Origin of the sequence: Streptomyces phyllanthi (assembly GCF_009377205.1) — a bacterium.
GTDB classification, from domain to species: Bacteria; Actinomycetota; Actinomycetes; order Streptomycetales; family Streptomycetaceae; genus Streptomyces; species Streptomyces phyllanthi.
Window position 1 is genome coordinate 1 of the sequence record NZ_VJZE01000425.1, and the last position, 7,961, is coordinate 7,961.

At 72.1% G+C, this 7,961-nt stretch carries 7 protein-coding genes; 3 read left to right on the forward strand and 4 right to left on the reverse strand.

Annotated features, from left to right (window positions below; genetic code table 11):
- Window positions 1-370, forward strand: a 370-nt coding sequence (locus FNH04_RS36660) for a winged helix-turn-helix domain-containing protein (protein ID WP_194236930.1), incomplete at its 5' end; no start/stop codon positions are given.
- A complete protein-coding gene (locus tag FNH04_RS36665) occupies window positions 367-1,869 on the forward strand; it encodes a sensor histidine kinase (RefSeq protein ID WP_152790161.1) in 1,503 nt (500 codons plus the stop codon). The genes FNH04_RS36660 and FNH04_RS36665, both read left to right, overlap by 4 nt.
- A 102-nt stretch (window positions 1,870-1,971) precedes the next feature.
- Here FNH04_RS36665 and nirD read toward each other — a convergent pair whose 3' ends face one another.
- From nirD to FNH04_RS36680, 3 genes are read right to left on the reverse strand one after another with little or no spacing between them, the layout of a single operon-like run.
- Window positions 1,972-2,325 (reverse strand): nitrite reductase small subunit NirD, encoded by a 354-nt coding sequence (gene nirD / locus FNH04_RS36670; RefSeq protein WP_152790162.1) that lies wholly within the window; start codon window positions 2,323-2,325, stop codon window positions 1,972-1,974.
- A complete protein-coding gene (gene nirB / locus FNH04_RS36675; protein WP_152790163.1) occupies window positions 2,322-4,940 on the reverse strand; it encodes a nitrite reductase large subunit NirB in 2,619 nt (872 codons plus the stop codon). The genes nirD and nirB overlap by 4 nt, the downstream gene beginning before the upstream one ends.
- The gene (locus FNH04_RS36680; RefSeq protein WP_152790164.1) at window positions 4,940-6,175 is read right to left on the reverse strand and encodes an NAD(P)/FAD-dependent oxidoreductase; all 1,236 of its coding nucleotides are present in this window, start codon (window positions 6,173-6,175) and stop codon (window positions 4,940-4,942) included. Before FNH04_RS36680 ends, nirB begins: the two co-directional genes overlap by 1 nt.
- A gap of 269 nt (window positions 6,176-6,444) precedes the next feature.
- On the opposite strand from FNH04_RS36680, the gene FNH04_RS36685 reads away from it, so the two are divergent.
- Window positions 6,445-7,230, forward strand: coding sequence for a sulfite exporter TauE/SafE family protein (locus FNH04_RS36685; protein WP_152790165.1), 786 nt, complete (start codon window positions 6,445-6,447; stop codon window positions 7,228-7,230).
- A gap of 115 nt (window positions 7,231-7,345) precedes the next feature.
- Here the strand turns inward: FNH04_RS36685 and FNH04_RS36690 are convergent.
- Window positions 7,346-7,961: class F sortase (locus FNH04_RS36690; protein ID WP_152790166.1), on the reverse strand; the 616-nt coding region annotated here is incomplete at its 5' end.

Below are 7,961 nucleotides of genomic sequence, written 5' to 3' on the forward strand. Positions count from 1 at the left end.
GGACCCCGGGCCGCCCCCCGGAGCCTCCGGCGGGGAGGCCCCCGGGCCGCTGGTCGTGGACCGGCGGACGCGGCAGGTGTGGGTGGGGGAGTCGCCCGTGGCGCTCACGCCCAAGGAGTTCGAGCTGCTGGCGCTGCTCACGGAGGATCCGGGCGCGGTGTACTCACGGCAGCAGATCCTCGACCGGGTGTGGGACCCGCACTACGAGGGCCCGACCAAGACGCTGGACGTGCACGTGGCCACGCTGCGGCGGAAGCTCGGGAACTCGGCGTGGATCCAGACGCTGCGCGGCGTGGGGTTCCGGCTGGCGGTGCACTCGCGGCCGCCCACCGCATACCCGGCGTCGGGGCAGCAGGCGGCGTACCGATGACCAGGCGCCTGCTGCTCAGCTATCTCGGCCTCACCTTCCTGGTGCTGCTCTGCCTGGAGATCCCGCTGGGCTTCATGTACTCGCGGGGCGAGCTGGAACGTGTGGTCAACGCGGCGAAGGACGAGGCCGAGTCGGTGTCCGCGTACGCCTCGCTGGCCATCACCGCCGGCAGCGAGGCACAGGACCTGCCCGCCCGGGCGGCCCACTGCGCCGAGCGCATCGGCGGCAAGGTGCTGATCGTGGACCAGTCGGGCGGGCTGCTGGCCGCGTCGCACCAGTTGCCCGCCGCCAAGGCCCGCGACCTGGCCTCCTGGCCCGGTGTCGACGCCGCGCTGAGGGCCGAGTCCAGCTCGATGGTGGATGTGCGTACCTCCACCATCGACGGGGTCAAGTACATCGCGGTCGCGATGCCGGTCACGCACGGCACGGAGCGGCAGGGCGCCGTACGGATCGCGGTGCCGAGCCAGATGGTGGTGGACCGCGTCCACCATGTCTGGCTGCTGCTCGTCCTCGGCGGGCTGGCGGTGCTCGCCGCGGTCGCCGTCGTCGGGTTCGCGATCGCCCGCTGGACCGGGCGGCCCATCCGCGAACTGGAGGTCGCCACCCACGAGTTGGCGGACGGCGGTACGGCGAGGCCCGTGGCGATCACCAAGGGGCCACCGGAGGTACGCAGCCTCGCGGCCACCTTCAACCGCACCGCCGCCCGCCTCGAACACCTCCTCGCCTCCCAGCGCGCCTTCGCCGGCGAGGCCTCCCACCAGCTCAAGACCCCGCTCGCGGCGCTGCGGCTGCGCCTGGAGAACCTGGAGTCCGACATCGCCCTGCACGCCCGGGGCAGCCTCACGGCCGCGATGACCGAGACCGACCGGCTGGCCAGGATGGTCGAGGGGCTGCTCGCGATGGCCCGCCTCGACGAGAGCGCCGCGGAACGCGAGCGGGTGGCCGTGGAGTGGGTGTGCGTGGAACGGCACCGGGCCTGGAACCCCCTGTACGAGCAGCACGGCGTGGGGCTCGCGCTGGCGGGCGACTACACGGGGGAGGTGCTGGCGGTGCCCGGCGCGGTGGAGCAGATCCTGGACAACCTGCTCTCCAACGCGCTGCGCGTGTCGCCGCCGGGGTCCACGGTCTTCATCGAACTGCGCCGTCCGTCACTCCCCGAACGCCGTTTTCCCCACCACTTCCCGCACCACCGGACGTCGGGCCCCGTCCGGGTCGAGCTGCACGTCATGGACGAGGGCCCGGGAATGACGGAGGAGCAGCGCCGCCGCGCCTTCGACCGCTTCTGGCGCGCCCCCGACGCCCCCAAGGGCGGTACGGGTCTGGGGCTCGCCCTGGTCCAGCGCCTCGCCCACGCCAGTGGCGGCGAGGCCGTCCTGCGGCCCGCACCGCTCGGCGGCCTCGACGCGGTGGTCGTCCTTCCGTGCGCCCCGACGGCCAAGGGCGGCGGCGCCGCCGTGGGGGAGCACCGGCCCTCCAGACCGCTGGAGACCACCGGATGAGGACATGAGCCGGCCCGGAACTCCGCGGCTCTGGAGTTCCGGGCCGGCCCCTCACTGTCGGCGTCATGCCCACCGTCAGTCAGTACCTGCGCCGTACCGCGCTCAGTGTGCCCGCACCTCGTACCTGGCCACCCGCACCGCCTCGTCGTCCAGGCACTGACCCGTCTCCAGGTCGAAGCGCTGCTTCAGGAGCGGGGAGGCGACGAACGGACGGCCCTGATGGGTGCCGGTGAGGCCGCGGGAGAGAACCGCGGCGCCGCCGAACGGGTCGCGGTTGTCGATGGCGTACAGCTTGCCCGCGCGGTCCATGAACAGCGCGGCCTGGCGGCCGTCGGGCAGCAGGGCCGCCACACCGCGGCCCGGCAGCAGCGCCTTCAGGTCGCAGACGGTGTACCAGTCCTCGCCGTCCAGCTTCAGCTGGATCTTGAGATCGGTCTTCTCGGGTGCCAGGGTCATCGCTGGGCGCTTCCTTCCAGGACTTCTGCCGTGTTTTCGGTGGGGCGCATGCCGATGGACAGCAGCGGCAGGTCGGGCTTGATCTGGTCGCGCTCGGGGACGAAGCCGACGACCGGGTCGGGGGTGTCCGGAGCGTTCACGAAGGAGACGAACCGGGCCAGCTTCTCGGGGTCGTTGATGGTCGTGGCCCACTCGTCGGCGTAGTTCGCCACGTGGTCCGCCATCAGCGACTCCAGCTCCTCGCAGATGCCGAGGGAGTCCTCCACGACCACGTCCCGGACGTGGTCCAGGCCGCCGGGGATCCGCTCCAGCCACACCGACGTGCGCTCCAGCCGGTCCGCGGTGCGGATGTAGAACATCAGGAACCGGTCGATCAGACGGATCAGCTCGGCGTCCGAGAGGTCCTGGGCCAGCAGGTCCGCGTGGCGCGGGGTGGCGCCGCCGTTGCCGCCGACGTACAGGTTCCAGCCGTTGGCGGTGGCGATGACGCCGAAGTCCTTCGACTGGGCCTCCGCGCACTCGCGCTGGCAGCCGGAGACCGCCGACTTCAGCTTGTGCGGGGACCTCAGGCCCCGGTAGCGCAGCTCCAGGTCGATCGCCATGCGCACCGAGTCCTGGACGCCGTACCGGCACCAGGTCTGGCCCACGCAGGACTTCACCGTGCGCAGCGACTTGCCGTACGCGTGGCCGGACTCGAAGCCCGCGTCCACCAGCCGCGCCCAGATCAGCGGGAGCTGCTCGACGCGTGCGCCGAACATGTCGATCCGCTGACCGCCGGTGATCTTCGTGTAGAGCCCGAAGTCGCGGGCGATCTCGCCGATGACGATCAGGCCCTCCGGGGTGACCTCACCGCCGGGGATACGCGGGACGACCGAGTACGAGCCGTTCTTCTGGAGGTTGGCGAGGAAGTGGTCGTTGCTGTCCTGCAGGGTCGCCTGCTCGCCCTCCAGGACATAGCCGCTCGCGCCGATCGTCGGGGCGAGGGAGGCGATGATCGAGGCGACCGCCGGCTTGCAGATCTCGCAGCCGTCGCCGCCGCGGGCGCCCTCACGGCCGTAGCGGTCCAGGAGCTGCTGGTAGGTGTTGATGCGCAGGGCGAGGACGATCTCGTACAACTCCTCGCGGGTCTGCGAGAAGCAGCCGCAAAGGCCCTTGTCGACCTCGACGCCGCTGGCCTCCAGCTCGGCGTTGACCAGCTGGCCGAGGACCTTGACGCAGGAACCGCAGCCGGTACCGGCCTTGGTGCACTTCTTGACCTCGGGCACGGTGGTGCACTTGTGCTCGGTGACCGCGCCGCGGATGGTGCCCTTGGTGACGTTGTGGCAGGAGCAGATGACCGCCTCGTCCGGCAGCGCGGACGGACCGAGCTGGGCGCCGCCGCCGGAGCCCGCCGGGAGCACCAGCTGCTCGGGGGAGACGGGCGGTACGGAACCGGTGAGGGCGCGCAGGGTGCCGTAGGCCTCCGCGTCGCCGACCAGGATGCCGCCGAGCAGCTCGCCGTCGCGGCCGATGACCAGCTTCTTGTAGACGCCGGAGCGGGAGTCGGCGTACACGACGTCGAGGCAGTCGGCCGTCGCGCCGTGCGCGTCACCGAAGGACGCCACGTCGACACCGAGCAGCTTGAGCTTGGTGGACAGGTCCGCGCCCGTGAACGCGGCCTCGTCGGCCGCGATGGTGGCGGCCGCCGTCTCGGCCTGCTCGTAACCGGGCGCCACCAGGCCGTACACCCGGCCGTCGGCGGCCAGCGCGCACTCGCCGATCGCGAAGACGTGCGGGTCGTTGACCGTACGGCACTGCTCGTCGACCGTGATGCCGCCGCGCTCGCCGACCGTCAGGCCGCAGTCGCGGGCCAGCTGGTCGCGGGGGCGGACACCGGCGGAGAACACCACCATGTCGGTGGCGAGTTCCGAGCCGTCGGACAGCTTCATGCCGGTTACGGCGCCGGACTCGTCGGTGATGATCTCCTGCGTGCCCACGCCGGTGTGGACGGTCAGGCCCATGTCCTCGATGGTGCGCAGCAGGGCCGCGCCACCGCCGTCGTCCACCTGCACCGGCATCAGCCGCGGTGCGAACTCCACGATGTGGCTGGTGAGTCCGAGCCCCTTCAGCGCGCCCGCGGCCTCCAGGCCGAGCAGACCGCCGCCGACCACGGCACCGGTCGTGGCCCTGGTCTTCGCGTACTCCTCGATCGCGAGCAGGTCCTCGATCGTGCGGTAGACGAAACAGCCCTCGGCGTCCTTGTTCGGGACCGGCGGCACGAACGGGTACGAGCCGGTGGCCAGGACGAGGACGTCGTACTCGAAGACCTGGCCGGAGCGCGCGGTGACCTTCCTGGCCTCGCGGTCGACGGTCTCCGCCGGGTCACCGACGAACAGCTCGATCCCGTGCGTCTCGATGAACTCCATGTCGGTCATCGACAGGTCCTCGGGCGTCTTGCCCGAGAAGTACGAGGTGAGCGCCACTCGGTCGTACGCCGGACGTGGCTCCTCGCACAGCACGACCACGCGGTGCGTGGCGGTCAGGCCACGCTCGGCGAGCGCTTCGAGGAAGCGCTGGCCGACCATGCCGTGGCCGACGAGCACGATCGTGGGGGTGGCCCCCAGGGTGGCGGTCATCAGGAGCCTCCATCGTTGGTAAGCAGGTGGAGCAGAGGAGCGCCGTTCTCGGGGAGCGGCTCTGCTCCCTCCCAGGCACGGGCGAGCGCGCCGACGGTGCCGAGCTCGCCGACGAGCACCCCGCCGACCAGGCGGTCGTCGCGGACGACGACCTTGCGGTAGGTGCCCCGGGTGGCGTCGGCGAGCTGGATGACGTCGTCACCGGGGCGGGGGTCGGTCTCGCCGAACGCGGCGAGGTCGAAGAAGTCCTGTCCGGCCAGGGTGAGCCGGGTGAGCGCGCGGGTGCCGGTGTAGCGGGCGGCCGCGTCGCCGCCCGCCCCCGCCTCTTCCGCGAGCAGCTCGGCCAGCACGTCGGCCTGTTCGAGGGCCGGGGTGGCGAGGCCGTAGACCTGGCCGTCGTGCTGCGCGCAGTCGCCGATGGCACGGATGTGCGGGTCGGAGGTGCGCAGCTCGTCGTCGACGATGACGCCCTTGCGCACGGCGAGCCCGGCCTGCTCGGCGAGACCGACGCGCGGGTGGACCCCGCAGGCGAGGACGACGATGTCGGCGTCCAGCGCGTACCCGTCGGCCATCACCACGGACCGTACGATCCCGCCGATGCTGCGCACGCCACGCACACGCGTCTCGGTGTGCACCTCGACGCCGAGGTCCGTCAGATGGCGCCGCACCAGCTTCGAGGCGGACGGGTCGAGCTGCCGCTCCATCAGCCGCTCGGCCTGCTGGGCGAGCACCACCTGGGCGTCGCGCTGGGCGAGCGCGCGGGCGGCGGAGACACCGAGGAGCCCGCCACCGATGACCACGGCCTTCACACCCGGCCGTACGGCCTCCGACAGCCCCAGGCAGTCGTCCATCGTGCGGAACGCGTGGACGCCCTCGGGCAGTTCGCGCCGCTCGGGGTCGAACAGACCGCGCAGAGCGGGGAGGACGGGGTTCGAGCCGGTCGCGAGCACGAGCGTGTCGTATGCGATCGCGGAACCGTCCGCGCAGAGCACCTCGCGGGCCGCGCGGTCGATACCGGTCACCCGGGCGCGCGTGATCTCCCCGGGTGCCGGGAGGGCGATCACGTCGGGCGTGTACCGGCCGGCCAGGACGTCGGCGAGCAGCACGCGGTTGTACGGTGCGTGCGTCTCCTCGCCCACGAGGACGGCGGGCACACCGAGCTCACCGAGCCGCCGGGCGAGTCGTACGCCCGCGAGGCCGGCGCCGATCACCACCACACGCGTATTCGAGGTCATGCCCAGCAGCGTGCGGTGCCGGTGTTACCCGACCGCATCACGTCTGTTTCCCACGGGGAACGCTGCCCTCAGCGCGGGCCCTGGCCGGGTGTGAGGGGTTTCCGGCGGGGCGGAGCGGCCTGTGAGGGCCCACGAACGGACTGGTCAGCGCCTTTGGGCGGGTTTTCGATCTCGTGCCGTCCGGTCCGGCCGCCGCTGGAGGTGTGCGGAGCTCAACAGACGCTCAATTCCATGGACGACACATGTATCCCGTCCATAGGGTCCTGATCATGCCCGAGATATCGCTGACCATGGTCGTCCTGCTGTGCCTCGCCGCCCTCGCGGCCGGATGGATCGACGCGGTGGTCGGCGGCGGCGGGCTCCTGCTCCTCCCGGTCCTGATGCTCGCGCTGCCGAACTCCTCGCTCGCCGGCCCGTACGCGCTCGGCACCAACAAGGCCGTGGCCATCGTCGGTACGACGGGCGCGGCGGTGACGTACGCGCGCAAGGCCCCCGTGGACGTCGGGGTCGCCGTACGGATCGGGCTGGCCGCGCTCGTGGGATCCATGGCCGGGGCGTTCGTGGCCGCCGGGATGAGCACGGACGTGCTGAAGCCCGTGGTGATGGTGGTGCTGCTCGGTGTCGGGGCCTTCGTGATCCTCCGCCCCGCCTTCGGTACGGCGCCGGCCACGGGGCCCGTCCCGGCGCGCCGTGTCCTCGCCGCGATCGGGCTCGCGGGCGTCGGTATCGGCTTCTACGACGGGCTCCTGGGCCCCGGCACGGGCACGTTCCTGGTGCTCGCGCTCACCGCGCTCCTCCACCTCGACCTCGTGACCGCCTCCGCCACCGCCAAGATCGTCAACTGCTGCACCAACGCGGGCGCCCTCGCCATGTTCGCCTGGCAGGGCACGGTGTACTGGCAGCTGGCCGCGCTGATGGCCGTGTTCAACCTGGCCGGGGGGATGGTGGGGGCGCGTACGGCGCTGAAGAAGGGCAGCGGGTTCGTGCGGATCGTGCTGCTGGTGGTGGTGTTCGCGCTGGTGGCGAATCTGGCGTACCAGCAGTGGGTGGCGTGAGCGGGCGCTCACCGTGCGCGGGTGAGACGCCGGTGAGGCGCGTTCGCCGTACGCCGATGAGGCGCGTTCACCGTGCGCCGACGAGGTGCGATCACCGTGCGCCGATGAGGTGCGATCACCGTACGCCGACGAGGTGAGCGAAGACGACGACGTTGGCCTTGTATCCGGTCCGCTTCGAGTAGCCGCCCCCGCAGGTGATCACGCGCAGCTCGGGGCGGTCGGCCGCGCCGTACACCTTCTTGTCGGGGAAGGCGCGGGCGTCGTACACCTCGACGGCGTCGACGGAGAAGACGGCGACGGTCCCGTCCCGGCGGTCGACCTCGATACGCGCGCCTCTGCTGATCGCCCCCAGGCGGTAGAACACGGCCGGGCCGTCGGCGTTGTCGACGTGCCCGGCGACGATCGCGGTGCCCGTCTCACCGGGCGTGGTCCCGGCCTCGTACCAGCCGGCGAGGTTCTTGGCGCCCGCGGGCGGCACGTCGAGGCTGCCCGTGGTGGTGAGCCCGAGGCCCTTGAGGGGCGCGTCGACGCGGATCGAGGGGATGCGGACGCGGTCGGGCGGGGAGGGCGGAAGGGCCGGGACGGCGTGACGGTCCTGTCCGGCCTGCCGGGCTCGGGTGGCGTTCTCGTCACTGGCGGCGGCCTGGGACGCCGACGGCTGCGGTGGGGCGTTGTCCTCGGCGACGTCGCGGAGCAGCCACGCGCCGCAGCAGAGGGCGACGACGCTGACG